This window comes from Pseudomonas sp. NFIX28 (assembly GCF_900107395.1).
In the GTDB taxonomy this organism is placed as follows: Bacteria; Pseudomonadota; Gammaproteobacteria; order Pseudomonadales; family Pseudomonadaceae; genus Aquipseudomonas.
Map to the genome: position 1 here is coordinate 369,692 of NZ_FNPW01000003.1, position 25,259 is coordinate 394,950.

The 25,259-nt window shown below is 63.5% G+C and carries 25 protein-coding genes; 7 read left to right on the forward strand and 18 right to left on the reverse strand.

What is annotated here, in order from left to right; translation table 11 throughout:
* The first annotated feature begins 26 nt into the window (after positions 1-26).
* Positions 27-425: a YbaY family lipoprotein gene (locus tag BLV20_RS08095; RefSeq protein ID WP_092299438.1), complete on the forward strand. Its 399-nt coding sequence runs from the start codon at positions 27-29 to the stop codon at positions 423-425.
* Positions 426-452: 27 nt separating this feature from the next.
* Positions 453-1,142 (forward strand): DUF4197 domain-containing protein, encoded by a 690-nt coding sequence (locus tag BLV20_RS08100; protein WP_092299441.1) that lies wholly within the window; start codon positions 453-455, stop codon positions 1,140-1,142.
* Positions 1,143-1,257: 115 nt separating this feature from the next.
* Here BLV20_RS08100 and BLV20_RS08105 read toward each other — a convergent pair whose 3' ends face one another.
* Both BLV20_RS08105 and BLV20_RS08110 read right to left on the reverse strand, forming a co-directional pair.
* The gene (locus tag BLV20_RS08105) at positions 1,258-4,323 is read right to left on the reverse strand and encodes an efflux RND transporter permease subunit (RefSeq protein WP_092299444.1); all 3,066 of its coding nucleotides are present in this window, start codon (positions 4,321-4,323) and stop codon (positions 1,258-1,260) included.
* A gap of 6 nt (positions 4,324-4,329) precedes the next feature.
* Entirely contained in the window at positions 4,330-5,430 is a 1,101-nt protein-coding gene (locus BLV20_RS08110) for an efflux RND transporter periplasmic adaptor subunit (RefSeq protein WP_092299447.1), read from the reverse strand.
* A gap of 94 nt (positions 5,431-5,524) precedes the next feature.
* Between BLV20_RS08110 and BLV20_RS08115 the strand changes: the two genes are divergently transcribed.
* Entirely contained in the window at positions 5,525-6,169 is a 645-nt protein-coding gene (locus tag BLV20_RS08115; protein WP_092299450.1) for a TetR/AcrR family transcriptional regulator, read from the forward strand.
* 19 nt (positions 6,170-6,188) lie between these two features.
* On the opposite strand, the gene BLV20_RS08120 is transcribed toward BLV20_RS08115, so the two are convergent.
* Positions 6,189-6,971, reverse strand: coding sequence for a class I SAM-dependent methyltransferase (locus tag BLV20_RS08120; RefSeq protein ID WP_092299453.1), 783 nt, complete (start codon positions 6,969-6,971; stop codon positions 6,189-6,191).
* Between the two features lie 94 nt (positions 6,972-7,065).
* On the opposite strand from BLV20_RS08120, the gene BLV20_RS08125 reads away from it, so the two are divergent.
* Entirely contained in the window at positions 7,066-7,686 is a 621-nt protein-coding gene (locus tag BLV20_RS08125; RefSeq protein ID WP_175540154.1) for an energy transducer TonB, read from the forward strand.
* Between the two features lie 14 nt (positions 7,687-7,700).
* Here the strand turns inward: BLV20_RS08125 and BLV20_RS08130 are convergent, their stop codons facing one another.
* The 7 genes from BLV20_RS08130 to ppc all read right to left on the reverse strand — a co-directional run bounded on the left by BLV20_RS08130 (position 7,701) and on the right by ppc (position 14,962).
* Entirely contained in the window at positions 7,701-8,399 is a 699-nt protein-coding gene (locus BLV20_RS08130; protein ID WP_092299459.1) for an extensin-like domain-containing protein, read from the reverse strand.
* A 14-nt stretch (positions 8,400-8,413) separates the two neighbouring features.
* The gene (locus BLV20_RS08135; protein ID WP_092299462.1) at positions 8,414-9,241 is read right to left on the reverse strand and encodes an isocitrate lyase/PEP mutase family protein; all 828 of its coding nucleotides are present in this window, start codon (positions 9,239-9,241) and stop codon (positions 8,414-8,416) included.
* A gap of 32 nt (positions 9,242-9,273) precedes the next feature.
* A complete protein-coding gene (locus BLV20_RS08140) occupies positions 9,274-10,134 on the reverse strand; it encodes a DUF72 domain-containing protein (RefSeq protein ID WP_092299465.1) in 861 nt (286 codons plus the stop codon).
* Entirely contained in the window at positions 10,134-10,436 is a 303-nt protein-coding gene (locus BLV20_RS08145; protein ID WP_092299468.1) for a hypothetical protein, read from the reverse strand. Before BLV20_RS08145 ends, BLV20_RS08140 begins: the two co-directional genes overlap by 1 nt.
* 185 nt (positions 10,437-10,621) lie before the next feature.
* Positions 10,622-11,296, reverse strand: coding sequence for a tRNA (adenosine(37)-N6)-threonylcarbamoyltransferase complex dimerization subunit type 1 TsaB (gene tsaB / locus BLV20_RS08150; RefSeq protein WP_092299471.1), 675 nt, complete (start codon positions 11,294-11,296; stop codon positions 10,622-10,624).
* Between the two features lie 98 nt (positions 11,297-11,394).
* Positions 11,395-12,042 (reverse strand): adenylate kinase, encoded by a 648-nt coding sequence (gene adk / locus BLV20_RS08155; RefSeq protein ID WP_092299474.1) that lies wholly within the window; start codon positions 12,040-12,042, stop codon positions 11,395-11,397.
* A 289-nt stretch (positions 12,043-12,331) separates the two neighbouring features.
* Entirely contained in the window at positions 12,332-14,962 is a 2,631-nt protein-coding gene (ppc, locus tag BLV20_RS08160; RefSeq protein ID WP_092299476.1) for a phosphoenolpyruvate carboxylase, read from the reverse strand.
* Between the two features lie 253 nt (positions 14,963-15,215).
* On the opposite strand from ppc, the gene BLV20_RS08165 reads away from it, so the two are divergent.
* The 3 genes from BLV20_RS08165 to BLV20_RS08175 all read left to right on the forward strand — a co-directional run bounded on the left by BLV20_RS08165 (position 15,216) and on the right by BLV20_RS08175 (position 17,102).
* Entirely contained in the window at positions 15,216-15,560 is a 345-nt protein-coding gene (locus BLV20_RS08165) for a pilin assembly protein (protein ID WP_092299479.1), read from the forward strand.
* A gap of 286 nt (positions 15,561-15,846) precedes the next feature.
* On the forward strand, positions 15,847-16,260 hold the full coding sequence (locus BLV20_RS08170; RefSeq protein WP_092299482.1) for a DUF4398 domain-containing protein: 414 nt from the start codon (positions 15,847-15,849) through the stop codon (positions 16,258-16,260).
* A gap of 53 nt (positions 16,261-16,313) precedes the next feature.
* Positions 16,314-17,102, forward strand: a complete 789-nt coding sequence (locus BLV20_RS08175) for a lipotoxin F family OmpA-related lipoprotein LptF (RefSeq protein WP_092299485.1) — start codon at positions 16,314-16,316, stop codon at positions 17,100-17,102.
* Positions 17,103-17,212: 110 nt separating this feature from the next.
* Here BLV20_RS08175 and BLV20_RS08180 read toward each other — a convergent pair whose 3' ends face one another.
* From BLV20_RS08180 to BLV20_RS08215, 8 genes are all read right to left on the reverse strand, one after another.
* The gene (locus tag BLV20_RS08180) at positions 17,213-17,539 is read right to left on the reverse strand and encodes a PA3694 family proteiin (protein ID WP_092299488.1); all 327 of its coding nucleotides are present in this window, start codon (positions 17,537-17,539) and stop codon (positions 17,213-17,215) included.
* Positions 17,536-18,453, reverse strand: coding sequence for an alpha/beta hydrolase (locus tag BLV20_RS08185; RefSeq protein ID WP_092299492.1), 918 nt, complete (start codon positions 18,451-18,453; stop codon positions 17,536-17,538). Before BLV20_RS08185 ends, BLV20_RS08180 begins: the two co-directional genes overlap by 4 nt.
* A gap of 138 nt (positions 18,454-18,591) precedes the next feature.
* A complete protein-coding gene (locus BLV20_RS08190) occupies positions 18,592-19,869 on the reverse strand; it encodes a flavohemoglobin expression-modulating QEGLA motif protein (protein ID WP_092299495.1) in 1,278 nt (425 codons plus the stop codon).
* A gap of 32 nt (positions 19,870-19,901) precedes the next feature.
* Positions 19,902-20,441: a hypothetical protein gene (locus BLV20_RS08195; protein WP_092299498.1), complete on the reverse strand. Its 540-nt coding sequence runs from the start codon at positions 20,439-20,441 to the stop codon at positions 19,902-19,904.
* Between the two features lie 136 nt (positions 20,442-20,577).
* The gene (locus BLV20_RS08200; RefSeq protein WP_092299501.1) at positions 20,578-21,294 is read right to left on the reverse strand and encodes a TetR/AcrR family transcriptional regulator; all 717 of its coding nucleotides are present in this window, start codon (positions 21,292-21,294) and stop codon (positions 20,578-20,580) included.
* Between the two features lie 101 nt (positions 21,295-21,395).
* Positions 21,396-22,895 carry a lysine--tRNA ligase gene (gene lysS / locus BLV20_RS08205; RefSeq protein WP_092299504.1) on the reverse strand — a complete coding sequence of 500 codons (1,500 nt, stop codon included), beginning with the start codon at positions 22,893-22,895 and terminating at the stop codon, positions 21,396-21,398.
* Between the two features lie 110 nt (positions 22,896-23,005).
* A protein-coding gene (prfB, locus tag BLV20_RS08210; protein WP_124307733.1) for a peptide chain release factor 2 occupies positions 23,006-24,101 on the reverse strand; the annotation gives its coding sequence in 2 pieces (ribosomal slippage) (positions 23,006-24,028 and positions 24,030-24,101; 1,095 coding nt in all).
* A 108-nt stretch (positions 24,102-24,209) separates the two neighbouring features.
* Positions 24,210-25,211: a diguanylate cyclase domain-containing protein gene (locus tag BLV20_RS08215; RefSeq protein WP_092299507.1), complete on the reverse strand. Its 1,002-nt coding sequence runs from the start codon at positions 25,209-25,211 to the stop codon at positions 24,210-24,212.
* Positions 25,212-25,259 lie beyond the last annotated feature (48 nt).

Below are 25,259 nucleotides of genomic sequence, written 5' to 3' on the forward strand. Positions count from 1 at the left end.
TGGCGCCCCCGATACGGAGATCCCTCATGAAAAAGCTCACCCTGCTCGCCCTCACCACCCTGCTCGGGGCCTGTAACAGCATGCAACCTGCCAGCAAAGCCAGCCTCGATGGCGAAGTCTTCTATCTGCAGCGCATCGCCCTGCCACCGGCCGCCACTCTGAGCGTCAGCCTGCAGGATGTGTCGCTGGCCGACGCCCCCGCGGTGGTCCTGGCCGAACAGAAGGGCCCGGTCAAAGGCCAGGTGCCACTGCCCTTCCATCTCAACTACGACCCGGCCCAGGTCAAGCCCGGGCACCGGTACTCGGTCAGCGCGCGGATCGAAATGGCCGGCAAGCTGCTGTTCACCACCACCGAACACCACGGGGTGAAGCTGGACGGCAGCGATCCGCAACCACTGAAAATCCGTGTCGACGCGGTTCGTTAATCCCTTTTCTTGAACAAGGAAGCTGCCATGCTCCGTTCTTCCCTTCGCTTTACCAGCCTGTGCGCTGGCCTGCTGATCTCCGCCAGCGCCCTGGCGCTGTCCCTCGGCGACCTGTCGCAGCAAGACGCCACCGGCGGCCTCAAGGACGCCCTGACCCAGAGTGCCCAGGTCGCGGTCAAACAGCTGGGCACCGCGGGCGGTTTCAGCAACAACCCGGACGTGCGCATCGGCCTGCCGGGCAACCTCGGCAAAGTGGCGAAGAAAATGAAGCAGTTCGGCATGGGCGCCCAGGTCGAGGAACTCGAGACCAGCATGAACAAGGCCGCCGAGGCCGCCGTGCCGCAGGCCCAGGCGCTGCTGGTGGATGCCGTGAAGAAGATGAGCGTGGATGACGCCAAGGGCATCCTCAGCGGTGGCAAGGACTCCGCCACCCAGTACCTGAGCAAAACCAGCCGCGAGCAGATCCGCGTGAAGTTCCTGCCGATCGTCAAACAGGCCACCGACCAGGTGGGCCTGGCCCAGCAATACAACGCCTTCGCCAGCCAGGCCGCGACCCTGGGCGTACTGGATACGAAGAACGCGAACATTGAAGGCTACGTGACCGAGCAGGCGCTCAACGGCCTGTTCGAAATGATCGGCAAGCAGGAAGCGACCATCCGCGAGAACCCGGCGGCGGCAGCCACCGGCCTGGCGAAGAAGGTTTTCGGCACCCTGTAACCCCTACCCGTAGGAGCGGCCGGTCGACGCTCGATTGCCCGCGATGGCCTCGCTGCGGTGTGCCTGACACACCGCGGTGTCTAAATCGCGGGCAAGCCTCGCTCCTACAGGCGAATCAGGTTTTCCTGACCCGGAACCACGCCGCATACAGCGCCGGCAAGAACAGCAGGGTCAGCGCCGTCGCCACAATCAGCCCGCCCATGATCGCCACCGCCATCGGCCCGAAGAACACGCTGCGTGACAGCGGGATCATCGCCAACACCGCCGCCAGGGCGGTCAGCACGATCGGCCGGAAGCGCCTTACCGTCGCCTCGATGATCGCCTGCCACGGCTTGAGCCCGGCGGCGATGTCCTGCTCGATCTGATCCACCAGGATCACCGAGTTGCGCATGATCATCCCCGACAGCGCGATGGTGCCCAGCATTGCCACGAAGCCGAACGGCTGGCGGAACACCATCAGGAACAGCGTCACCCCGATCAGCCCCAGTGGCGCGGTGAGGAACACCATCACCGTGCGCGAGAAGCTGCGCAGTTGCAGCATCAGCAGGGTCAGCACCACCACGATGAACAGCGGCACACCGGTCTTCACCGAATTCTGCCCGCGCGCCGAGTCTTCCACGGTGCCGCCGACGTCGAGCAAGTAACCGTCCGGCAGTTCGGCGCGGATCGGCTCCAGGGTCGGCAGGATCTGCTGCACCAGGGTCGCCGGTTGTTCCTTGCCATAAATGTCGGCGCGCACGGTGACGTTGGGCAGGCGGTTGCGGTGCCAGATAATGCCCTCCTCGAAGCCGTACTCCAGGGTCGCGACCTGCGACAGCGCCACGCTCGTGCCGTTGTCGGTGGGCACCGCCAGGCTCGACAGCAGCGACAGCTCGGTCCGCTCATGCAAGGTGCCGCGCAGCAGGATCTCGATCAACTCGTTGTCTTCGCGGTACTGGCTGACGCTGGAACCGGTCAGCGAGCTTTGCAGGAACTTCGCCAGGTTGGCCGTGCTCACGCCCAGTGCCCGCGCTCGGTCCTGGTCGATATTGAGATAAACCACCTTGCTCGGCTCTTCCCAATCCAGGTGCACGTTGGCCACATGAGGGTTCTCGCGAACCTTGGCCGCCACCTTGCGCGCCAGGGCCCGCACCTCCTCGATGTGCTCGCCGGTGACACGGAACTGCACCGGGTAGCCCACGGGCGGGCCGTTTTCCAGGCGGGTGACCCGCGAGCGCAGGGTCGGGAACTCTTCATCGAGGGTTGCGATCAGCCAGCTGCGCAGGCTTTCACGCTCTTCGATGGTCTTGGCCAGCACCACGAACTGGGCAAAACTCGCCGCGGGCAATTGCTGGTCCAGCGGCAGGTAGAAGCGCGGCGAACCGGTGCCGACGTAGGCCACGTAGTTATCGATGCCGGCGTGATCCTTGAGCATGGCCTCCAGGCGCTTGACCTGGTCGGCGGTGTTGCTCAGGGAAGCGCCCTCGGCCAGCTTCAGGTCGACCATCAGCTCCAGGCGCCCGGAAGCCGGGAAGAACTGCTGCGGCACGAAGCGGAACAGCAACACCGAGGCGATAAACAGCAACACGGTCAGGGCGATCACGGTTTTACGCCGGCGCACGCACCACTCCACCATCCGCCGTACCCGCTGATAGAACGGCGTGCCGTACGGATCGGTCTGGCCGTCGGCGGTGCCGTGCTTGGCCGCGTGCAGCTTGGCCAGGTCCGGCAGCAGCTTCTCGCCCAGGTAGGGCACGAACACCACCGCGGCGATCCATGAAGCCAACAAGGCGATGGTCACCACCTGGAAGATCGAGCGGGTGTATTCGCCGGTACCGGACTGCGCCGTGGCGATCGGCAGGAAGCCCGCGGCGGTGATCAGGGTACCGGTGAGCATCGGAAAGGCGGTGCTGGTCCAGGCGTAGCTGGCGGCCTTGAGCCGGTCGTAGCCCTGCTCCATCTTGATGGCCATCATCTCCACCGCGATGATCGCATCGTCCACCAGCAGGCCCAGCGCCAACACCAGCGCGCCGAGGGAAATCTTGTGCAGGCCGATCCCCAGGTAATACATGGTGGCGAAGGTCATCGCCAGCACCAGCGGAATCGCCAGGGCCACCACCATGCCAGTGCGCACGCCCAGGGAAAAGAAGCTCACCAGCAGCACGATCGCCAGGGCTTCCACCAGCACCCGGACGAACTCGCCGACACCGGTCTTCACCGCGGCCGGCTGGTCGGAAACCTTGCGCAACTCCATGCCGGCGGGGAGGTTTTTCTGGATCCGGGCGAACTCCAGTTCCAGCGCCTTGCCCAGCACCAGGATGTCGCCACCGTCCTTCATCGCTACCGCCAGGCCAATCGCGTCCTGGCCCATGAAGCGCATGCGCGGCGCCGGTGGATCGTTGAAGCCGCGACGTACGTCCGCCACATCGCCGATACGGAACGTGCGGTCGGCCACCCGGATCGGGAAATTGCTGATCTGCTCGACGCTCTGGAAGTTACCCGACACCCGCAGTTGCAGACGCTCGCTGCTGGTCTCGAAGAACCCCGCGGTGGACACCGCGTTCTGTTCCTCCAGGGCCTGCTGCACCGCCGCCAGCGGCAAGCCGAGGGTCGCCAGCTTGACGTTCGACAGCTCGATCCAGACCTTCTCGTCCTGCAAACCCAGCAGGTCGACCTTGCCTACGTCCTTGACCCGTTGCAGCTGGATCTGGATGCGGTCGGCGTAATCCTTGAGCACGGCGTAGTCGAAACCGTCGCCGGTCAGCGCGTAGATATTGCCGAAGGTGGTGCCGAACTCGTCATTGAAGAACGGGCCCTGGATGCCCGGCGGCAAGGTATGGCGAATATCGCTGATCTTCTTGCGCACCTGATACCAGAGTTCGGGGATCTGGTCCGAATGCATCGAATCGCGCGCCATGAACGTCACCTGGGACTCGCCCGGGCGGGAAAACGAGACGATGCGCTCGTACTCGCCGGTTTCCATCAGCTTCTTTTCAATGCGTTCGGTGACCTGCCGGGAAACTTCCTGGGCCGTGGCGCCCGGCCAGTTGGTGCGGATCACCATGGCCTTGAAGGTAAAGGGCGGGTCTTCGCTCTGGCCCAGCTTGGTGTAGGACAGCGCCCCGACTATGGCCAGCAGCAACATCAGGAACAGCACGATCTGGCGATTGCGCAACGCCCATTCGGAAAGATTGAAACCCATCGGGGATTACTCCTTGGCCGCCAGATTGACCACGCGGTTGGAGCGATCCACCGGGCGTACCTGCTGCCCCTCATGGAGCACATGCACACCCGCCGCCACCACCCAGTCATTGGCCCCTAGGCCCTCGAGCACCGGCACGTTCTTCTCGCCGAAGGCGCCGAGGCGCACCGGGGTCTTTTTCAGGGTGTTGTTGGCATCGACCCGCCAGACATAGGCGGCGCCGTTTTCCGCGGTCACCGCCGACAGCGGCACCGACAACGGCACGTGGGCCGCGGCTTGAATGAACACCCGGGCGCTCTGCCCCAGCTCGGCCGGGACCTTGCCGGCGGTAAAGGCGATGCGCGCGGCGAAGGTGCGCGAGCGGGGGTCGGCGGCCGGCGACAGCTCGCGGATCTGCCCGGCGAAACGCTGGTCGGGCTGGCTCCACAACTCCACCGACACCGGCTGGCCGATGCGGAAACGGCCGAAACCCTGCTCCGGCAGGCTGATCAGCACTTCACGCTCGCCGTCGGTGGCCAGGGTGAAGACGGTCTGGCCGGCGGCGACCACCTGGCCGACCTCGACCGTACGCCGGGCCACCACACCATCCTGGGGCGCGCGCAGCACCGCGTAGCCGGCCTGGTTGCTGGCCACGTCGAACTCGGCCTTGATCTGCTTGAGCCGGGCCAGGCCCGAGCGATACAGGTTTTCGGCGTTGTCGTATTGGGAGCGGCTGACCAGTTGCCGCTCCATCAGGGTCTTGTAGCGGTCGCGCTCGGAACGCACCAGGTTCAGGTTGGCCTCGGCCGCCGCCACCTGGGCGCGGGTAGCCTCCAGTTGCAGCCGCACGTCCTGCGGATCGAGCTCGGCCAACGGCTGGTCGGCTTTCACTCGCTGCCCCTCTTCGACCAGTCGTCGGCTGACCTTGCCCCCAATCCGGAAAGCCAGGTCCGGTTCGTAACGCGCGCGAACTTCGCCGGGGTAGCTGTCTACTGACTGTGCCGCGGGTTCTGGCTGTACCACCATGGCCGGGCGAACGGTGGTCTGCGCCGCTTCTTCATGCCCGCACGCGGACAGCAGAACGGCCAGGCTGACTGGCAACGCGAGGGGTAAGGCATAGCGGAACATGGTGAGGGACCTTTCGCTAAGGGTGCTTCAAATAATTATACTGGCGGGTATGTTATTAATAGCAAACTCACCAGTCCAGTATTAAAAGCGAAGAATGTCCGACAATCTTTCCACCTCAAACGGCCCCGGCCGCCCCAAGGACCTGGCAAAACGCCAGGCCATCCTCGAAGCCGCGAAAGCGCTGTTTCTGAGCAATGGCTACGCCAATACCAGCATGGATGCGGTGGCTACCGAAGCCGGTGTTTCCAAGCTGACCGTGTACAGCCATTTCAACGACAAGGAGACGCTCTTCTCCGCCGCGGTGATGGCCAAATGCGAAGAACAGTTGCCGACGCTGATCTTCGAACTGCCGGCCGGCATGCCGATCGAAAGCGTGCTGCTGAACATCGCCCGGGGCTTTCATTTGCTGATCAATAGCGAGGAGTCTTTGAACCTGCACCGCCTGATCATGGCCCTGGGCAGCCAGGATCCGAAGCTATCGCAGATTTTCTTCGAGGCGGGACCGCAGCGCATGCTGCAAGGCATGGAGCGGTTGCTGGCCAGGATCGACCAGAGCGGCGCCCTGAGCATCGACAAACCGCGCAATGCCGCCGAGCACTTCTTCTGCCTGCTCAAGGGCGCGGCGAACTTTCGCCTGCTCTACGGCTACGGCGAGCCATTGAGCGACGAAGCCGCCGAGGCGCATGTGCAGGAAGTGGTGGGGTTGTTCATGCGCGCCTACCGGCCGGAGCCGGCCTGAGCCGGGCGCGCTCAGGGCCTCAGCCCTTGAGCGCCTTTTTCGGATAGATGTCGTAACGGCTGGATTTGCCGTCCAGCGCGTGGCTCGGCTTGGGGCCGGCGATACAGGGCGCCTTGCGCGGACGCTTGACCACCACCCGATGGCTGGCCAGTGCCAGAGCGGCCTCGAGCAGCGCCGGGGCGTCCGGATCGTCGCCCACCAGCGGTCGGAACAGGCGCATTTCCTTCTTCACCAGCGCGGTCTTTTCCCGATGCGGGAACATCGGGTCCAGGTAAATCACCTGGGGCGGCTCGCCTTCCCAATTGCGCATGACCTCGATCGAATTGCCCTTGAGCAGGCGCATGCGCGCCACGATCGGCGCCACGTCGAAATCCTCTCCCGCCCGGGCCAAGCCGTCTTCGAGCAAGGCGCCGATCAGCGGCTGGCGTTCGATCAGGCTCATCTCGCAGCCCAGGCTAGCCAGGACGAACGCATCCTTGCCGAGCCCCGCCGTGGCATCCAGGATCCGCGGACGCACGCCCTGGGCGATGCCCACCGCCTTGGCGATCATCTGCCCGCTGCCGCCGCCGTACAGCCGCCGGTGCGCCGCGCCGCCCTCGACAAAGTCAACGCGCACCGGCCCTGGCGCATCCGCGCCGAGCTGCTGCAACTGCAAGCCCTGCTCGCCGACCTGCAGGGCGAACTCCGCCTCGTCGATCCGCAACGGCAACCCCAGTCGCTCGGCCCAGTGCGCCGCCTGCGGCTGGAATGCCTCGGCCAAGGCCTCGACTTTGATGCGGCAGGCCGCTGGTTGCTCACTCATCTGAAAACACGCTCAAAAAATTAATGATCGGCAAAAACTGCCGATAAAAGAACTATCCGGCATTTTGCCAGAGCTGAGCGTCGACCCGAGAGAAATGTCAGACATTCGAAGCCTATCCATTGGCGTCATATCGCCCCACGGCGATTACGGCCTCAAAAATTCCCAGGCACTGAGCGGCGTCAGCCATCTGTGGCAGGATTTTTTTGCCCAGGCGCTGGCCGAGCAACGCGGCGATGGCACGCAGGTCACTGACGACAGCGCCCCGGTGGCGGTGGACGGCCCGATCGAACCCCACGGTGGCAGCGACCTGCTGGCGCAAATCGTGACCCAGCGTCACTGCGACGTCCAGGACACAGAGATCCGCCCACCGGAGCCGTTGTTCCTGCCGATCGCCGAATTCGAGACCGAGCTGCTGGACAAGCCGGCCCCGCCTTTCCCCGTGGAAGAGATCGTCGCCCAGCAACGCCAGCAAGACTTCGAAAGCGACTGGGTGCGGCCCATCGTCCTGAATGCCGGCCACCCTCAGCCCGAACCGGGCCCGGCGCCGCAACCACGGCCGCTGCACCTGCCGATCGCCGAGTTCGAGCTGGACCTGCTGGACAAACCCTTTCCGCCCTTCCCGCCAGAAGAACTCATCGAGCAGCAGAAACAGTTCGATTTCGATACTGGCTGGGCGCGCCCGCTGATCCTGCAGAACCTGCGGATCGCCGCCTAAGCCTCAAGCCCGACTCAACGACAGATCCACCAGGGCCCCACATCCAGATGGAAATGGTTGCGATGGGCGGCGTTGTAATCCGGGCTCAGCACCACATTGAACGCATCGCAGGCCCCGTCCCGGGCCAGGCGCAGAAAACGCGCATCCGCATCGTCTCCCGACCAATCCTTAAGCACGCTGATACGGCGCCCGTCGGCCAGGCGAAAAGCCGAAATATCCAGGGCACTGGCCGTAGCATGCTGGCTGCGGGAACCGTTCTCGCGGCTGTACATGTTGCGGCAGGCGAAGCTGCCCAAATGCTCGATACGGCTTACCGCTTGCCCATACACGGCCTGGGCCGCGGGCTGCAGTCCATGGCGCTGGTACAGGGCAAAAGCCACGGCCAGCGGGCAGCTGGCAACAAAGCTGCTGCTCAGGGCGATATCCCCGCCCTGCACGCGCAGCACATTGCACAAGGGGCAGGCCGCGTCTGGAGGGCTGTCCTGCTGGCGGCTCACCCGCAAGCCTGAATTCCTCAGCACCTGGTCGCATAACTGCGGGTCATCGCGCAGGCGCATGAGCTTGAAGCGCGTCAACAGGTTGGGCGGGTCGCTGACCTGCAACGGCGCCCAGGGATTCAATGCAGCAGGCAGCGGCAGCCAGCCGCGCCAGACACTCACCAGCCCGGCCGCGACCAGCAGCAACAACAGCGCCCCTACTTTGCCCGCCCGCACAGCGCCTCCCCTGCTCAGCCCTTGAACAAATCGTTGATCTGCCCGAACGGCAAGGCCCGGTCGGCAAAGTCGAAGCTGCCGTGGTCACGGATTTCCCGGGCCGCCTGGTAAAAGGCGCCGTAGGCCGCTCGCGCCAGGGCCGAACCAACGCTGATCCGCTTCACCCCCAGCTCGCTCAGCTGTGCCAGGGTCAGTTTCAAGCCGCCGGACATCAGCACGTTGACCGGCTTGGGCGCCACCGCACGAACCACCGCGACGATCTCCTCGGCCGAGCGCAGCCCGGGCGCATACAGCACATCGGCACCGGCCTCGGCGTAGGCTTGCAGGCGGCGAATAGTGTCCGGCAGATCCTGCCGGCCATGCAGCAGGTTCTCCGCCCGCGCCGTGAGCACAAAGGGAAAAGGCAATTGCCGGACCGCGGCGACCGAAGCCTCGATACGCTCGACCGCCAGGGTGAAGTCATAGATAGGATCGTCGGCCCGGCCCGTGGCATCTTCGATGGAGCCGCCCACCGCGCCGCAGGCAGCCGCTTGGCGCAGGGTGTTGGCACAACCTGCCGGGCTGTCGGAAAAACCGTTTTCCAGGTCGACCGCCACCGGCAGGCTGCTGGCCCCGACGATGGCGCGCACATTGCCCAGGGTGTCGTCCAGGGACAAGGCGCCTTCAGCGTCGGGGCGTGCCAGGGAAAAAGCGAAACCGGCGCTGGTGGTCGCCAGGGCCTCGAAGCCGAGGCTCGCCAGCATCTTGGCGGAGCCTGCATCCCAGGGATTGGGAATCACGAAAGCCCGATCACGTTCATGCAGGGCCTTGAAGGTGTGGGCACGAAGGGTTTGCGCATCCATTGGCGGACTCCTGGGCAGGGAAATGATCCCGCTCAGAGCAAGCCGAGTTGCTCCGCAGCGGGCTCTCTGTATAGCTCAGGCAAGGCTGGCAATCCAGGCAGGCGCGCCATCAGGCGCGTGTGAAAACGCCGCGCCAGCTCAGCGGCCAGGCGGTTATCGGCGGTGTGCAGGAAGATGTAGGGCGTTCGCCCTTCCTCGATCCAGCTGGCAACCTTGTCGATCCAGGGCACCAGGAACGGGTCGTTGGCCTCGAGCTGCGGATGGCCGATAAAGCGCACCTGGGGAAACCGGGTAAACGCCGCCGGACGCGGCGGCACCTTGGGCTTCTTCGATTGCGCATGGAGCACCGAAGGCTCGCTGGAAGTGCAACTGAACAAGGCGCGCGGGTCGAGACAGATGCGCTCCACGCCACGCTCCAGCAACAGGCGATTGAGCATGCGCTCGGCATCGCCCTTGGCGAAGAAATCCCGATGCCGGACTTCCACCGCCAGCGGCCGCTCCAGGGCGTCGATAAAGCCCGCCAGCTCCGCCAAGCGTTGCGGCGTGAAACTCGCGGGCAGTTGCAGCCACAGCGGCGACACACGCTCGCCCAGCGGGCTGAGCAACTGCAGGAAGCTCTGCGCCGCGCTCAGTTGCTCGCGCAGGTCGCCGCCGTGGCTGATGTCGCCGGGAAACTTGGCCGTGAAGCGAAAATGTTCGGGCATGGTCTGCGCCCAGCGCTGCACCGTGGCCGGCGCGGGGCGCGCGTAGAAGGTGGTATTGCCTTCCACCGCATTGAAGACCTGGCAATACAGGCCGAGGAAATCCGTCGGGCGCGCGCTTTCCGGGTACAGGTACTCACGCCAGGCGTTTTCGCTCCAGGAAGGACAACCGAGGTAATAAGGCAGCACCATCAGATGTGCAGGTCGAGACCCACCACTTCCATATCCCAATCGACGAAACCGGCGGTGGTCAGGTAGCTGGCCAAGGCATTGGCCACGCTTCTTTTCATGGCGCGCTGGAAGATCATGTCCTGCGGACGGGCTGGCAGGTTGCTGGTGCGCCCGGCCGAAGCCTGGGAACGCGACTGGGCTGGCGTGTCGGGTTGGACTTCGACGGCATCTGCATCCTCGAGGGAGTCGTCCAGCAGCACGCTGCCTTTGCGAGGCTTGCGCTTGATGGGGTAGGACTGAGAGGAAATGCCGTCTATGCGCATAATCACATGCTCGATATCGATGATGGCAATTTAGCGGCACCTCGCCGACTACGCAAATGCCGAGTGATAACTAGAACACAGAAAATGCGAAAGGTTTAAAAGCTGCCGGAAACTGGCACGAAAACCTGACGATTGACACGCTCGCCACGCGCGCTGGCAGTGGCGAACAGCTCTGCAACGGCCTGTCAGCGCGCTTTCGGCGTGGCCACCTTGTCCCGCAGATACACCGGCTGCGCCTGGTCCGCGGGGATTGCCTCGCCGCGTTCCCAGGCAAAACGCGCCAGGGCCAGCAAATCTTCGGCATGGGGCAGCATGCCCGCGTCCTGGCCGCTGGTCTGCACCCCGATACGCTCGGCATACCCCCAGCCGGTGCCCGCGCCGAACCAGTCGCCGCTGGCGTCCGCCGGCAATGCGGCGGCTTCCGGCGGCAGCACCGCTTCAACGCCTGCCAGGCGCATTTCACCCGCGACTTCGCGGTAGCAGCCCCAGTAAACCTCATCCATCCGCGCATCGATGGCGGCAGCCACCTGGGTCGCGCCGTGCTCGCGCAATGCGCGCTGCGCCAGCACCGCCAGGTTCGACACCGGCAGCACCGGGCGCTCCAGGGCGAAGGCCAGGCCCTGCACCACGCCGATGGCGATGCGCACACCGGTAAAGGCCCCCGGCCCGCGCCCGAAGGCAATGGCGTCGACGGCCTGCAGGCTGGTGCCGGCATCGGCCAGCAGTTTCTGGATCATCGGCAGCAGCTTTTGCGCATGCAGGCGCGGGATCACCTCGTAATGGCTCGTCACCTTGCCGTCGTGCAGCAAGGCAACGGAGCAAGCTTCAGTCGCGGTGTCCAGGGCCAGCAAGGTGCTCATCGATGTATCCATAAGGCAGAGGGAGTTGAAAAAAGTGACGCATTATAAACAGCAACGGCCCGCAAGCGGGCCGTTGAAGATGAAGCCGGTACGACTTGTCAGCTCAGCGCTTCAAGCACCTTGCCGGTGATCGACTCAACCGAACCGACGCCCGCGATGTGGCTGTACTTCGGCTTGCCCTGGGTAGCGGCCAGGTTCTGGTAGAACTCCACCAGCGGCTTGGTCTGGGAGTGGTAGACCGACAGGCGATGACGCACGGTTTCTTCGGTGTCGTCTTTACGCTGGACCAGGTCTTCACCGGTGACGTCGTCTTTACCGGCGACTTTCGGCGGATTGTAGACGGTGTGGTAAACGCGGCCAGAGGCCTCGTGCACGCGGCGACCGGCAATGCGCTGGACGATTTCTTCGTCGTCGACGGCGATCTCGACCACGTTGTCCAGCTCGACGCCGGCTTTGACCAGCGCTTCGGCCTGAGGAATGGTGCGTGGGAAGCCATCGAACAGGAAACCCTTGGCGCAATCCGCCTGGCTGATGCGTTCCTTGACCAGGTTGATGATCAGGTCATCGGAGACCAGGCCACCGGCGTCCATCACGCTCTTGGCCTTCAGGCCCAGCTCGGTGCCGGCCTTGACCGCTGCGCGAAGCATGTCGCCGGTGGAGATTTGCGGAATGCCGAATTTTTCGGTGATGAACTTTGCCTGAGTACCTTTACCGGCCCCGGGAGCTCCCAGCAGAATTACGCGCATCGATGTGCTCCTCAATTTTTTATTTAGAAACGCTCGGATTCGCCTCGTGGGGCCAATCTCGGAAATGGGATAGTGGCCGCCCAAACGGCCAAAGGCTGATCAAGATACACAGCCGACACAGCGCACACAAGCAGCCGAAAGTCGGAGCAACCCACCGCCTTTATGCCCTGGCGACAAGGTATTGCTGGTCGCAACCCCGTAACAAAGTGTCGCCTGGCGACGGTCGCCGAGCCTTTCGGGACAGCGACCGAAGTACCGCGCCAAACCACTGAAAAGCCCGGCAAATACCTTAGCCGGTGTTGCGCAAACCGGCGGCAATCCCTGCCACAGACACCAGCAGCGCCTGTTCCACCGGGCTGTCCTGGGCGCCATCCTGGCGTCGCGAACGGGCCAGCAGTTCAGCCTGCAATAGATGCAGCGGGTCGAGGTAGGTGTTGCGCAGGCGAATGAACTCCAGGGTGTCAGGGCTATGTGCCAGTAACTGCGACTGCCCGGTCAGCCCCAGCACCACCGAACACGCCTGCGACAATAAGTCGCGTAAATGCGCACCCAACGGCAGCAGTGCCGGCTCGACCAAGCGCTCGTCGTAGGAACGGGCGATATCCGCGTCGGCCTTGGCCAGCACCATCTCCAGCATATCGATGCGCGTGCGGAAAAACGGCCACTGCTCGCGCATCTGCCCCAGCAACTCGCCTTCCCCACGTTCCAGGGCCTTGCTCAAGGCGGTTTCCCAGCCCAGCCAGGCCGGCAACATCAGGCGGGTCTGGGTCCAGCCGAAAATCCACGGGATGGCCCGCAGGCTTTCGATGCCGCCGGCGCGGCGCTTGGCCGGCCGGCTGCCCAGGGGCAGGCGGCCGAGCTCCTGCTCTGGCGTGGACTGGCGGAAGTACTCGACGAACTGCGGGTTCTCCCGCACCACCGCGCGATAGGCCTTCACCCCATCGGCGGCCAGTTCGTCCATCAAGTCGCGCCAGGCTGGCTGCGGCAGGGGCGGAGGCAACAAGGTCGCCTCCAGCACCGCCGCCAGGTAGAGATTGAGGTTCTGCTCGGCAATGTCTGGCAGCCCGAATTTGAAACGAATCATTTCCCCTTGCTCGGTGGTGCGGAAGCGCCCCGCCACCGACCCCGGCGGCTGCGACAGGATCGCCGCATGAGCCGGACCGCCGCCGCGGCCCACGGTGCCGCCGCGACCGTGGAACAACAGCAGCTCGACCTGCTGCTCGCGGCAGATGTCCACCAGCTTTTCCTGGGCCCGGTACTGCGCCCAGGCGGCGGCCGTGGTGCCGGCGTCCTTGGCCGAGTCGGAATAGCCGATCATCACTTCCTGCGGGCCTTGCAAGCGCGCGCGATACCCCGGCAAAAGCAGCAACCGCTCGATCACCGGGCCGGCGTTGTCCAGGTCGGCCAGGGTTTCGAACAGCGGCACCACGCGCATCGGCCGCAGCACGCCCGCTTCCTTGAGCAGCAGCTGCACGGCAAGCACATCGGAAGCCGCGCCGGCCATGGAGATTACATAGGAGCCCAGCGAAGCCGCCGGGGCCGCGGCGATTTCCCGGCAGGTCGCCAGCACTTCGGCGGTGTCGGCCGATGGCTTGAAATAACCAGGCAGCAACGGCCGGCGGTTGCCCAGTTCACGCATCAGGAAATCGATGCGCTCTTGCTCGCTCCAGTCGCCGTAGCGCCCCAGGCCCAGGTAATCGGTGATTTCGGTCATGGCCGCGGTATGGCGCGTGGAGTCCTGGCGCACGTCCAGGCGCACCAGGAACAGGCCGAAGGTCACCGCGCGGCGCAGGCAGTCGAGCAGCGGACCGTCGGCGATCACGCCCATGCCGCATTCGTGCAGCGACTGATAGCAGAGCTCCAGCGGGTCCAGCAGCTCGCGGTTGTTCTGCAAGACCTGGGCAGTCGCCGGCGCGGTGCCGCTCAACGAGGCCTGCGCCCAATTGCGGGTGGCCCGCAGGCGCTCGCGCAACTGCTTGAGCACCGCGCGATACGGCTCGGCACTGTCGCCGGCCAGGGCCTGCAACGCCGCGTTGGCTTGTTGCATGGACAGGTCGGCAGCCAGCTGATCGACATCGCGCAGGTACAGGTCGGCGGCCATCCAGCGCGCCAGCAACAGCACCTCGCGGGTCACGGCCGCGGTGACATTGGGATTGCCGTCGCGGTCGCCGCCCATCCACGAAGCGAAGCGGATCGGCGCCGCCTCCAGCGGCAAGTGCATGCCGGTGGCGGCGTGCAAGGCCTGGTCGGCCTTGCGCAGGTAGTTGGGGATGGCCTGCCACAGCGAATGCTCGATCACCGCGAAGCCCCACTTGGCTTCGTCCACCGGCGTTGGCCGGGTCCGGCGGATTTCCTCGGTGTGCCAGGCTTCGGCGATCAGGCGCTGCAGGCGCGCCTGGATCTGCGCGCGCTCGGCCGAGGTCAGGTCGCGATGGTCCTGGGCGGCCAGTTGCGCGGCGATGGCATCGTATTTCTGGATCAGCGTGCGGCGGGCAACTTCGGTGGGGTGGGCAGTCAGCACCAGCTCGATTTCCAGCCGCCCCAACTGCCGCGCCAGCGCTTCGGCGCCATGGCCTTCGGCTCGCAGGCGCGCCAGCAGTTCCGGCAGCACCCGCGACTCGAACGGCGCCGGCTGCGACTCCTCGCGGCGGTGAATCAGCTGGTACTGCTCGGCGATGTTGGCCAGGTTGAGGAACTGGTTGAACGCCCGCGCCACCGGCAGCAATTCGTCCTCGCTGAGCTGATTGAGGCTGGCGCTGAGCTCGGCATCCAGCGAACCGCGCCGATCGGCCTTGGCGCCTTTGCGGATCTGTTCGATCTTGTCGAGGAAACCCTCGCCATACTGTTCACGAATGGTGTTGCCCAACAGTTCACCCAGCAGGTGAACATCTTCGCGCAAGCGCGCATCAATATCGGTCATCTACCTGTTCTCCAGCGGACTTGGGGCTCCTGATAAGCCCCAAGAGTGCCGCCAGCGCATGGTTCTTAGCAAGGGTTGTCCCAGCCAGGGCGCTGCTGGCGCAAAGCCGCGGACAAGGCCGGCGCACGACGAAGCGCCTTTAAACCTGGCGCGATGGAGCTAGTCTCAAGATTGAGCCGCACAACGGCTTAGCGCCGGCACTGGCCGGTCACTCACCAGGCCCTGCCACAAGCAGGTGTTCATTGAGGTTGCCATGAAAATCCGTGAGCTCGCGCAACACTGGGAAGAAAATGCCAAGGGTCGCCTGACCAAGACCGGCTACACGCTCTACCTGGATGTCGAAGCCGCTGCGCGCCTGGCGGCAATTGCCGAGATGTACCCCAAACGCCGGCCCGAGGAACTGCTGGGCGAACTGATCGGGGCGGCGCTGGAGGAACTCGAAACCAGCTTCCCTTACGTCCAGGGCCAGCACGTGGTCGCCGTTGACGAAGAAGGCGATCCGCTCTACGAAGATATCGGCCCCACCCCGCGTTTTCTCGCCCTGTCGCGGCGTTATCTGCACGATCTGTCGGCCCAGGCAGAAGAGCAGCAGCACTGATCCAAGCCGGTATTTCCCCTCGATAAAAAGCGTTATTCCTGACCCCGGATCGGGTCAGGAGTACCTCTGCGCCAGGCAAAAGTTCCCGGTCTAGAGCCTTGTCCATGCAGTCAGAAAATTTTCAGGCGATTGGCCATCTTCGCTGAACTATTCAAAAAAGCCTCGGGTCACAGCCAATAACCATCACTGGGACGGCCGTTTCAATATCAACGCCCTCAGCCAGTCGTCACTCAGCGTTACGGCGTCGGAACCGGGATGGATTTTGATGTTTTTCAGGAGTTATCCAATGGAGTTGAAGACCATGAAGATCAGCACTGCCAAATCCTCGTCCACCTCTCTGCGCGGGCTGAAACTGGCCGCGCTGGCCCTCGGTAGCAGCCTGGTTCTGGCCGGTTGCGCCGGTAATCCGCCAAGCGAGCAATACGCGGTGACGCAATCTGCGGTCAACAGCGCAGTCAGCGCAGGCGGTACCGAGTTTGCCGCCGTGGAAATGAAATCGGCACAGGACAAGCTCAAGCAAGCCGAACTCGCCATGCATGACAAGAATTACGACGAAGCCCGGCGCCTGGCCGAACAGGCCGAATGGGACGCCCGCGTTGCCGAGCGCAAGGCTCAGGCAGCCAAGGCCGAACAGACATTGAAGGACTCTCAGAAAGGGGTTCAGGAACTACGTCAGGAAGGCATGCGCAGCGTGCAATGAGCCGCTGACACCGATTCCCACGTATTCGCAATTGATAAAAGGACGAAACCATTATGCGTAAACAACTGATGATCCCTGCCCTGTTGGCCATGAGCGTGGCACTGGCGGCATGCTCCACCCCGCCGAACGCCAACCTGGAAAACGCCCGGACCAACTACTCGGCCCTGCAGGCCAATCCGCAATCCACCAAGGTCGCGGCCCTGGAAACCAAGGACGCCAGCGAATGGCTGGACAAGGCCGACAAGGCCTACTTGAACAAGGAAGACCAGGAGAAAGTCGACCAACTGGCCTACCTGACCAACCAGCGGATTGAAGTCGCCAAGCAGACCATCGCCCTGCGCACCGCGGAAACCCAGCTCAAGGACGCCGGCGACCAGCGCGCCAAGGCGCTTCTGGCTGCCCGTGACGCGCAGATCCAGCAGCTGCAATCCAGCCTCAACGCCAAGCAGACCGACCGCGGTACCCTGGTGACCTTCGGTGACGTGCTGTTCGCCACCAACAAGGCCGACCTGAAATCCAGCGGCCTGGTCAATATCAACAAGCTGGCGCAGTTCCTGCGCGACAACCCTGACCGCAAAGTGATTGTCGAAGGCTACACCGACAGCACCGGCAGCGCGGCCTACAATCAGTCGCTGTCCGAGCGTCGCGCCACCTCGGTACAGGTCGCCCTGATCAAGATGGGTGTCGATCCGGCACGCATCGTCGCCCAGGGGTACGGCAAGCAATACCCGGTTGCCGACAACACCAGCGTTTCCGGACGCGCCATGAACCGTCGCGTGGAAGTCACCATTTCCAACGACAACCAGCCAGTCGCGCCACGTTCGGCCATCAGCGCCAACTAAGCCCGGCCCCGCGCAATAAACCGCGCACCCCATGAAAAAGCCCCGCCTTTATCGGCGGGGCTTTTTTTATCCGGCAAACCGGCCGCGGCTTGCGCCAGCAACCTGGGCGCTCACTGCTCGAGCTGCGGGGTTTCCTGGCCCATGCAGCGCACGGCGCGCTTCTTGTTGTTGACCAGCACGCCCGTCAGGCCTTTCTGCTCGGTGTCGAACAGCACCAGCACGCCATCGATGCATTGCGCCACCTCGGCCGCCGGCTGCAGGGACACCTTGTAGTCCTCGCCAGGCACGGTCTTGAGCATGGTGAAATCGTTGAGCAGCAACGCATCCTCCGGCTTGGCGAAATGCAGGTAGCCGTAGTACCACAGGCACGCCACGGTGCCGAGGATGCTGCAGATACCGGTGATGATCAGGGGGATGGCGTTACGTTCTTCGCTCATTGCGGACTCTCTGGAGGTTCTACGACTGGATTCAAAGGAACAGGGTAATTCGGAATTTCGCCCAGGCGGCGCAGGCCGTTGAAATGCTGCGGGTCTTCAAGATACCGCAGCATCACCTGGCGCCAGACCGGGTCGGCGAAGGTCTGCACATGCCCGCCACGGGTCAATTGCAGCACCCTGGGCGGGGGCGCAGCTTGATACAGACTGATGCCGTTGGAAAGCGGCACGAGGGGATCGTCGATGCTGTGGTAGATCAGCTTGGGCACGCCATCCAGGCGCGCGATGGCCTTGATCGCGCTGTCGCCGTCCGGCACCAGCCACGACAGCGGCACCTGGAACGGCCAGGTCATCCAGGAGGTGCTCAGGGCAAAACGACCCACCTCGCGGTAACTGGCCGGGACGCCGTCGAAAATAATCGCCTTGAGCTGGCGCTGGCGTTCCGGATGCTGCTCCACCAGATAATGGATGGCCAGGGCGCCGCCCAGGCTCTGGCCCAAGACGATCAGCGGCTTGCCCTGGACTTCCGGCGCCCGGTCCAGCCACTGGAAGGCCGCGTCGACATCCTGGTAGATCGCCGGCAGGCTCGGCTTGCCTTGCGACACCCCATAGCCACGGTAATCCATCAGCAGCACCTGATAGCCCTGCTCCGGCAACCACCAGCTGCCACCGAGGTGGCCGGACAGGTTGCCGCCATTGCCATGCAGGTGCAGCACCGTGCCCTTGATCGGCACCCCGGCCTTGGCAGGCAGCCACCAGCCGCGCAAGCGCGTGCCGTCGGCGGTCGTCAGGGTGACGTCGCGGTAGTCGAGCCGGACTTTGTCCGGGGTGAACGGCAGGCCGCGTTCGGGATAGAACAGCAGCGAACTGCAACCGCTCAAGGTCAGTAGCAGGCAGACAATGCTGAGGACTCTCATCCGCTTGAAGCCTCGCGCCAGGGGTTGAAAAGGATACTTCTGTAGGAGCGAGGCTTGCCCGCGATAAAGGCACCGCGGTTTTTCTGCAGCACCGCGTCATGGCCTATCGCGGGCAAGCCTCGCTCCTACAGGTATGCGTCAGAGGATGTTGGAGTAGTCCGCCTCGATCCGGTCCAGGCTCAGGTGATTGAGGAAGTTGGAGAAACACATCCAGGCCGACAGCGCGTTCATGTCGCGGAACTGGTCCGGCAGGTACTTGGGCGGCACCACCAGGCCTTCGTCCACCAACTGCCGCAGGGTGCGCATGTCTTCCAGGGTGGTCTTGCCGCAGAACAGCAGAGGCACCTGCTCGAGCTTGCCCTTGCGCACGGCCAACTGAATGTAGTTGTAGACCATGATGAAGCCCTTGAGATAGGACAAGTCTTTGGTAAATGGCAGGCCGGTCGGCACCGAACCACGGAACACCCGGCTGGCGTTGCCATAACTCTCGGCCATTTCGAAACCCTGCTCGCGGAAGAACTCGAACACCTGCATGAAGTCCGCGCCCTCCTCCACCATGTGGATCGCGCGGGTGCGGTTGGTCAGTTTGCGCAGGCGGCTCGGGTAGGACGCGAAGGTGATGATTTCCATCAGGATCGCCAGGCCTTCCTGGGTCACGGTCGACGAGGGCGGGCCCTTGGACAGGAAGGTGCAGATCGGCTGGTTCAGGCCGTTGAGGGTAGTGCCCACGTGGACCAGGCCTTCGTGGACTTCCAGGGCCCGCACATCGCGGTCGTTGAACAGCGCATCGGCGCGGATCTTGATGTAGTCGGCGCCGGCCGCCGCGTCGGCGACTATGCCGTCGGACTCGAAGACCCGGATGGTTTCCTCGGCCTCGCCGAACACCTTGTTCAGCCGGCTTTGCAGCAGGCTCACCGCTTCCTTGGCGCTCAGGGTCTTGGGTTCGTCCTTGAGGTCGCCACGGCAGTCGATGTTGTTCAGGTAATCGGAAAGCATCAGGCCCAGGTCGGCCAGGGTCGGGTCGCCGGCATGGAAGGCATCGGAGGCGGCGCCGTAGAGTTCCTGGGAAATCAGCCCGAAATCCTCGGTGCCGCGGGCCTCGAGCATCCGCACCACCATGCGGTATTCCTTGCACATGCGCCGCATGATCTGCCCGACCGGGTTGAACTGGCCGAGTTGCCGGGTGATGTCGCGCTCGATGTTCTGGAACTCCAGCTTCACTGCGCTGGAATCGAAAGACAGCGGCCGGCCTTCGTAATAGGCACGGTCCACCGCCGGCATTTCCTTGCCCTTGGCCTTGAGGAAACCTTTGCGGATGTTGTCGTCCCACTTCACCGCATCCAGTACGCGGATCGGCGTCTGTGCCAGCACAATGCGATCGGACAAGGTGCGTATCGTCTGCTGGTAATCGTCCACCCCAAACTCCTGTTAAAACGTTGGTACCGCGTTTATTTGCCTGCCCGCTGGAAGCGCGCCGCCTCGACGAACACGTCGGAGTTGGCGGGATCGTCCAGATAGGCAAAAACCTGTGGCAGCGCGCTGTCGATCAGCACGCCGTCCCTGGTGTCGAACGGTTCGCCATGCAGGACGTTCTGTCCGCGGGCCTGATTGATCTGCTCCAGATCGAGCTGGTAGAGCACCAGCTCGTGTTCGTCGGTCAACTCGAAACCGGCGATGGTGAAATGCCCGCCGAACGCCTGGGGTACCGCCGCCGAGAGGTACCAGCGGCCGCCATGGCGGGAAACGGTGAACTCGTAAGTATCGTGCTGTTGCGGCTTGGCCTTGACGGTGGTGACGGCCTTGTAGCGGTTGTTGCCGATGCGGCTCAGTTGCAGGGTGAGCGGTTCGCCCCAGGCGTTCTTGCTGGTCCACTTGCCCAGCAACGCCGCGGGGGCTGCCTGGTCGGCCGGCAAGGGTTCCTTGAAGGACACCAGGCAGCCACTGAGCAGCAGGAACGACAAGGCGATCGCAACGCGCCAGGCTTTCATTCAACACTCCCTATCAACCGTCGAGCCGTAGCCACTGGCGAAGCCTGTATCCGGCCTGGACATCGCAGCGCCCATGGAACGCGGGAAAACCCTGCGGGCCTTATCGCAGCCTGCGCCAGCGGCTACCGGGACTGCATCACACCGAGGCCAGTACCAGGTGCATGTAGCGGGTCAGGATGCCCAGCATGTCTTCCTCGGCCAGAGGCTCTGCGTCGTTGAGCAGGCCCTGATATTCCATCCGTCCGATTATAGCCGTCAACACTTTGGCATCCTGTTGCGGCTCGCGTGAACCCAATACCTGGAAAAACTGGCAAGTGCCATGCAGCAGGATCTGCTGATGGGAGCGCACCAGCAGCGCCAGGCGCGGGTTGAGCAACGCCTCCTGGCGAAATGCCTGTTCGGCCATCAGGTGTTCGCGGCGGTTGTGCAGTTGGCGCTGCACGTAGTCGGCGGTCAGGCGGGCAATGTCGTCGGCCAGTTGCGCACGGGATTCGGGGCTGCCGTCGCCATAGGCGACCATTTCCCGCAGCAACCCCTCGTTGTTGGCCCACAGCTTGGCCATGAAGGCGGCGCTGCGCTCGACGTATTGGGCGAAGGTATCGGTGAGCAAGTCATCGATATCCTTGAAGTAATAAGTGGTGGCCGACAGCGGCACACCGGCTTCGGCGGCGACCGCACGATGGCGCACGGCGCGCACGCCATCGCGCACGACAATGCGCATGGCCGCGTCGAGAATATCCTGGCGACGTTGCTCACTGCCCTGTCGGCTGGCCTTGCGACCCTGGTACTGAACACTTTCAGCGACCGCAGTGGCGATGCCAGCTGCACCTTCTTGAGCAATTGCACGGTTCACGACAGGTATTCCTCTCACATAAAAAATGAAAAAAGCAGTACGTCAGTGCCACACAGACAATAAAAAGCCGCCTGTAAGCGGCGGCTTTTTATTCAACATATTTACGCTTGCGGCCGCATGTGCGGGAACAGGATCACGTCGCGGATCGACGGGGAGTTGGTCAGCAGCATCACCAGGCGGTCGATGCCGATACCTTCACCGGCGGTCGGCGGCATGCCGTACTCCAGGGCGCGAACGAAGTCGGCATCGTAGTGCATGGCTTCGTCGTCACCGGCGTCCTTGTCGGCCACCTGGGCCATGAAACGCTCGGCCTGGTCTTCCGCGTCGTTCAACTCGGAGTAGGCGTTGGCGATTTCGCGACCACCGATGAACAGCTCGAAACGGTCGGTGACGTTCGGGTTCTCGTCGTTGCGACGGGCCAGCGGCGAGACTTCGAACGGGTACTGGGTAATGAAGTGCGGCTGATCCAGCTTGTGCTCGACCAGCTCTTCGAAAATCATCACCTGCAGCTTGCCCAGGCCTTCGAAGCCCAGGACCTTGGCGCCGGCCTTCTTGGCGATGGCGCGGGCCTTGTCGATATCGTTCAGGTCGTCCGCGGTCAGCTCGGGGTTGTACTTGAGGATCGAGTCGAACACCGACAGACGCACGAACGGCTCGCCGAAGTGGAACACCTTGTCGCCGTACGGCACGTCGGTGCTACCCAGGACCAGCTGAGCCAGCTCGCGGAACAGTTCTTCGGTCAGGTCCATGTTGTCTTCGTAGTCGGCGTAGGCCTGGTAGAACTCCAACATGGTGAATTCAGGGTTGTGCCGGGTCGAGACGCCTTCGTTACGGAAGTTGCGGTTGATCTCGAAGACCTTCTCGAAACCACCGACCACCAGGCGCTTCAGATACAGCTCCGGCGCGATACGCAGGAACATTTCCATGTCCAGGGCGTTGTGGTGGGTCTCGAACGGCTTGGCCGCCGCACCGCCGGGAATGGTTTGCAGCATCGGCGTTTCCACTTCCAGGAAGTCACGCTTCATCAGGAAGCTGCGGATGTGGGCGATGACTTGCGAACGCACGCGGAAGGTCTCGCGCACGTCTTCGTTGACGATCAGGTCGACGTAGCGCTGGCGGTAGCGCTGCTCGGTGTCGGTCAGGCCGTGGTGCTTGTCCGGCAGCGGGCGCAGCGACTTGGTCAGCAGGCGCACGTTGGTCATTTCGACATACAGGTCGCCCTTGCCGGAACGGGCCAGGGTACCTTCGGCGGCGATGATGTCGCCCAGGTCCCAGGTCTTGACCGCGTCCAGGGTTTCTTCCGGCAGGGTCTTGCGGTTGACGTAGACCTGGATCCGCCCGGTCATGTCCTGGATCACCATGAACGAGCCACGGTTGAGCATGATGCGACCGGCAACCTTGACCGGAATCGCCGCCTCGGCCAGCTCTTCCTTGGTCTTGTCCGCGTACTGTTTCTGCAGGTCGTTGCAGTAGTTGTCGCGGCGGAAGTCGTTCGGGAAGGCGTTGCCCTTGGCGCGCTCGGCAGCAAGCTTTTCCTTACGCAGGGCGATCAGGGTGTTTTCTTCCTGTTGCAGGGCCTGGTCGAGTTGTAGGTCGCTCATGTCTTTAAAAATTCCATCACAGGTTCGTTGCCCCTTGCCTGTGGCAAGGGATCGCGGGCCAGCCTCGCTCCTACAGAAGCGCGCCGTGCCCGCGGCATGGGTGTCGCGGCTTACAGCCCCGATTTCAGGCTGGCCACCAGGTATTCGTCGATATCGCCGTCGAGCACCTTGTCGCAGTCACTGCGTTCGATGTTGGTCCGCAGATCCTTGATCCGCGAAGCGTCGAGCACGTAGGAGCGAATCTGATGACCCCAGCCGATGTCGGACTTGGTGTCTTCCAGCGCCTGGGAAGCGGCGTTGCGCTTCTGCATTTCCTGCTCGTACAACTTGGCCCGCAGCATTTTCATGGCGGTGTCCTTGTTGGCGTGCTGGGAACGCTCGTTCTGGCAGCTGACCACGGTGTTGGTCGGTACGTGGGTGATACGCACGGCCGAGTCGGTGGTGTTTACGTGCTGGCCACCGGCACCGGAGGAACGGTAGGTGTCGATGCGCAGGTCGGCCGGGTTGATCTCGATTTCCACCTTGTCATCGATCTCGGGCGACACGAATACCGCCGAGAACGAGGTGTGGCGGCGAGCGCCGGAGTCGAACGGGCTCTTGCGTACCAGGCGATGCACGCCGATTTCGGTGCGCAGCCAGCCAAAGGCATATTCGCCCTTGATGTGCACGGTGGCGCCCTTGATGCCGGCGACCTCGCCTTCGGACAGTTCCATGATGGTGGCGTCGAAGCCACGCTTGGAGGCCCAGCGCAGGTACATGCGCAGCAGGATGTTGGCCCAGTCCTGGGCTTCGGTGCCGCCGGAACCGGCCTGGATATCCAGGTAGGCGTTGTTCATGTCCATCTCGCCGCTGAACATGCGACGGAATTCCAGCTTGGCCAGGGCCTCGTCGAGACGGGTCAGTTCGGCGACCACATCGCCTACCGCGCCTTCGTCGTTCTCTTCGACGGCCATGTCCAGCAGGTCGCGGCAATCGGCCAGGCCGCCGGACAATTCGTCCAGGGTCTCGACGATCTGCGCCAGCGCAGCGCGCTCGCGGCCCAGTTCCTGGGCGTATTCAGGTTTGTTCCAGACGTTCGGATCTTCAAGCTCGCGATTGACTTCGGTCAGACGCTCATGCTTTTGATCGTAGTCAAAGATACCCCCGAATAGTTTCGGAGCGCTCGGACAGGTCCTTGATAGTGTTAAGGATCGGGTTGATTTCCATGGCAGGCAGCACTCGTTGGCGAACTTTTGAAAGCCGGCGAGTATAACGTAATCAAGCTGGAGCGGCAGCCCGCCTGGCGGCTTTAGGCCCCCGCGGCGAGGGTTTTTTTCACTCGATTCCCACCTGGTTGCGACCATTGTGCTTGGCCAGATACAGGCCTTTGTCGGCGGCCGAGATCAATTGCCGGCAACTGGTGCTCGGCTGCGGCGTCATGGTGGACAGGCCGATGCTGATGGTCAGGCTGGCGCCTTCGGTCGGCGCGATGTGCGGGATCTTCAGGGCGGCCACGGTCTGGCGCAGTTTCTCGGCCACCAACCGCGCCCCGCCAGGCGAAGTGCTTGGCAGCACCAGGGCAAATTCTTCGCCGCCGTATCGCGCCGGCAAATCCGACGGTCGGCTGCTGGCTTCGCGGATCGCCGTGGCCACCTTGCGCAGGGCTTCATCGCCCTCCAGGTGCCCGAAATTGTCGTTATAGGACTTGAAGTAGTCGACATCGATCATCAGCAGCGACAGCTGGGTCTGGTCGCGCATTGCCCGGCGCCACTCCAGCTCCAGGTACTCGTCGAAATGCCGGCGGTTGGACAAGCCGGTCAGGCCATCGGAGTTCATCAGGCGCTGCAGCACCAGGTTGGTGTCGAGCAATTGCTGCTGGCTGACCCGCAGCGCGCGATAGGCCGCATCGCGCTGCAACAGGGTCATGTAGGAGCGCGAGTGGTAGCGAATACGCGCCACCAGCTCGATATTGTCCGGCAGCTTGACCAGGTAATCGTTGGCCCCGGCGGCAAAGGCCGCGCTCTTGATCAGCGGGTCTTCCTTGGTCGAAAGCACAATGATCGGGATGTTCTGGGTCGCCGGGTGGTTGCGGTATTCGCGCACCAGCGTCAAGCCGTCCAGGCCGGGCATCACCAGGTCCTGGAGGATTACCGTCGGCTTGATGCGGATCGCCTGGGCAATGGCCTGGTGGGGGTCGGCACAAAAGTGGAAGTCGATGTTTTCTTCATTCGCCAACCCACGCCGCACAGCCTCACCGATCATTGCCTGGTCGTCGACCAGCAGCACCATCGCAGCATTTTCATCGGTTTTGAAATCGTCGAGCTGTAAATCATTCATGGGTTGTCACCTGAGTTGCTACCTGGCCAGGACAGCTGCGTTTGTCAG

Coding starts and splice junctions, on each gene's coding strand:
- BLV20_RS08170 (WP_092299482.1), top strand. CDS start 15,847: ATGGAGTTGAAGACCATGAAGATCAGCACTGCCAAATCCTCGTCCACC.
- tsaB (WP_092299471.1), bottom strand. CDS start 11,296: ATGAGCACCTTGCTGGCCCTGGACACCGCGACTGAAGCTTGCTCCGTT.
- BLV20_RS08110 (WP_092299447.1), bottom strand. CDS start 5,430: ATGTTCCGCTATGCCTTACCCCTCGCGTTGCCAGTCAGCCTGGCCGTT.
- BLV20_RS08135 (WP_092299462.1), bottom strand. CDS start 9,241: ATGGATGCGCAAACCCTTCGTGCCCACACCTTCAAGGCCCTGCATGAA.
- BLV20_RS08105 (WP_092299444.1), bottom strand. CDS start 4,323: ATGGGTTTCAATCTTTCCGAATGGGCGTTGCGCAATCGCCAGATCGTG.
- BLV20_RS08145 (WP_092299468.1), bottom strand. CDS start 10,436: ATGCGCATAGACGGCATTTCCTCTCAGTCCTACCCCATCAAGCGCAAG.
- BLV20_RS08175 (WP_092299485.1), top strand. CDS start 16,314: ATGCGTAAACAACTGATGATCCCTGCCCTGTTGGCCATGAGCGTGGCA.
- BLV20_RS08140 (WP_092299465.1), bottom strand. CDS start 10,134: ATGGTGCTGCCTTATTACCTCGGTTGTCCTTCCTGGAGCGAAAACGCC.
- BLV20_RS08185 (WP_092299492.1), bottom strand. CDS start 18,453: ATGAGAGTCCTCAGCATTGTCTGCCTGCTACTGACCTTGAGCGGTTGC.
- BLV20_RS08115 (WP_092299450.1), top strand. CDS start 5,525: ATGTCCGACAATCTTTCCACCTCAAACGGCCCCGGCCGCCCCAAGGAC.
- BLV20_RS08100 (WP_092299441.1), top strand. CDS start 453: ATGCTCCGTTCTTCCCTTCGCTTTACCAGCCTGTGCGCTGGCCTGCTG.
- BLV20_RS08180 (WP_092299488.1), bottom strand. CDS start 17,539: ATGAGCGAAGAACGTAACGCCATCCCCCTGATCATCACCGGTATCTGC.
- lysS (WP_092299504.1), bottom strand. CDS start 22,895: ATGAGCGACCTACAACTCGACCAGGCCCTGCAACAGGAAGAAAACACC.
- BLV20_RS08125 (WP_175540154.1), top strand. CDS start 7,066: ATGTCAGACATTCGAAGCCTATCCATTGGCGTCATATCGCCCCACGGC.
- BLV20_RS08095 (WP_092299438.1), top strand. CDS start 27: ATGAAAAAGCTCACCCTGCTCGCCCTCACCACCCTGCTCGGGGCCTGT.
- BLV20_RS08215 (WP_092299507.1), bottom strand. CDS start 25,211: ATGAATGATTTACAGCTCGACGATTTCAAAACCGATGAAAATGCTGCG.
- adk (WP_092299474.1), bottom strand. CDS start 12,042: ATGCGCGTAATTCTGCTGGGAGCTCCCGGGGCCGGTAAAGGTACTCAG.
- ppc (WP_092299476.1), bottom strand. CDS start 14,962: ATGACCGATATTGATGCGCGCTTGCGCGAAGATGTTCACCTGCTGGGT.
- BLV20_RS08165 (WP_092299479.1), top strand. CDS start 15,216: ATGAAAATCCGTGAGCTCGCGCAACACTGGGAAGAAAATGCCAAGGGT.
- BLV20_RS08195 (WP_092299498.1), bottom strand. CDS start 20,441: ATGAAAGCCTGGCGCGTTGCGATCGCCTTGTCGTTCCTGCTGCTCAGT.
- BLV20_RS08120 (WP_092299453.1), bottom strand. CDS start 6,971: ATGAGTGAGCAACCAGCGGCCTGCCGCATCAAAGTCGAGGCCTTGGCC.